The following is a 1,606-nucleotide window of genomic DNA, read 5'->3' on the forward strand; positions in this document are numbered from 1 at the left end:
CCACCGCGACGCGGCCGCCGCCTGCTACGGGCTGGAGCCGGAGCGGGTCAGGGTCGTCGTCACCGGCGTGCCGGGCGCGGACGCCGACCGTGAGGACCCCGCCTTCCTGCTGCCGCTGGGCCTGCTGGCGCTGCGCACCGGCTGCCCGGTGAAGCTGGCGGCGAGCCGCGAGGACTCCTTCCTCGGCCACACCCACCGCCACCCGACGCTGCTGCGCTACCGGCACCACGCCGACGCGCAGGGGCGGCTGGTCAAGGTGGAGGCGCAGATCCTGCTGGACGGCGGCGCCTACGCGGAGGCCTCGGCGGAGGCGCTGGCCGCCGCGGTCTCCTTCGCCTGCGGGCCGTACGTGGTGCCGCACGCGTTCGTCGAGGGCTGGGCGGTGCGCACCAACAACCCGCCGTCCGGGTACGTGCGCGGTGAGGGCGCCCTCCAGGTGTGCGCGGCGTACGAGGCGCAGATGGACAAGCTGGCCCGGAAGCTGGACCTCGACCCGGCGGAGCTGCGGGCCCGCAACGTGCTGGCCACCGGCGACGTGCTGCCCACCGGGCAGACCGTCACCTGCCCGGCGCCGGTCGCGGAGTTGCTGGCCGCGGTGCGTGAGGCGCCGATGCCGGAGCTGCCCAAGGACACCCCGGTCGAGGAGTGGCTGCTGCCCGGCGGTCCGGAGGGGCCGGGCGATCCGTCGGCGGTGCGGCGCGGCGTCGGCTACGGCATCGGCATGGTGCACCTGCTGGGCGCGGAGGGATCCGACGAGGTCGCCACCGCGACGGTGAAGGTCAAGGACGGCGTCGGCACGGTGCTGTGCGCGGCGGTCGAGTCCGGTCAGGGCTTCGCCACGCTGGCACGGCAGATCGTGCAGGAGGTCCTGGGCGTCGAGGACGTGGTGGTCGCCCCCGTGGACACCGACCAGCCGTCCGCCGGCGCGGGCAGCCGGGGCCGGCACACCTGGGTCTCGGCGGGGGCGGTGGAGCGGGCCGCGAAGATGGTCCGCACGCAGCTGCTCCAGCCGCTGGCCCACCAGTTCGGCATGTCCACCGAGCTGCTGCAGATCGCCGAGGGGAAGATCACCTCGTACGACGGGGTGCTGTCGACCACGGTGGTCGAGGCGCTGGCCGGCAAGGAACTCTGGGCCACCGCCCAGTGCCGCCCCCACCCGACCGAGCCGCTGGACGCGCACGGCCAGGGCGACGCCTACGTGGGGCTCGTGTTCTGCGCGGTGCGGGCGGTGGTCGACGTGGACGTGGAGACCGGCGCGGTGCGGGTGGTCGAGCTGGCGGTCGCGCAGGACGTGGGGCGGGTGCTGAACCCGGCGCAGGTGCGGGCGCGCATCGAGTCGGGCCTCACCCAGGGCGTGGGCATCGCCCTCACGGAGAACCTGCGCACGCAGCGCGGCGCGGTCCGCCACCCGGACCTCGGCGGATACGCCCTGCCCACGGCACTGGACGCGCCCGACGTGCGGCTGGTCCGGCTGGTCGAGGAACGTGACGTGGTGGCCCCGTTCGGCGCCAAGTCCGTCTCCACGGTCCCGGTGGTCACCGCCCCGGCGGCCATCGCGTCCGCGGTCCGCGCCGCCACCGGACGCCTCGTCAACCGCCTCCCCATC

Annotated in this window: 1 protein-coding gene; it reads left to right on the forward strand. The window is 75.5% G+C overall.

Going from position 1 to position 1,606, the window contains the following annotated elements; translation table 11 throughout:
* The coding region (locus HW445_RS30305; protein WP_180224003.1) for a xanthine dehydrogenase family protein molybdopterin-binding subunit at positions 1-1,606 on the forward strand (1,606 nt) is incomplete at both ends.

This window comes from Streptomyces sp. UH6, from assembly GCF_013421635.1.
Lineage (GTDB): Bacteria > Actinomycetota > Actinomycetes > Streptomycetales > Streptomycetaceae > Streptomyces > Streptomyces abyssomicinicus.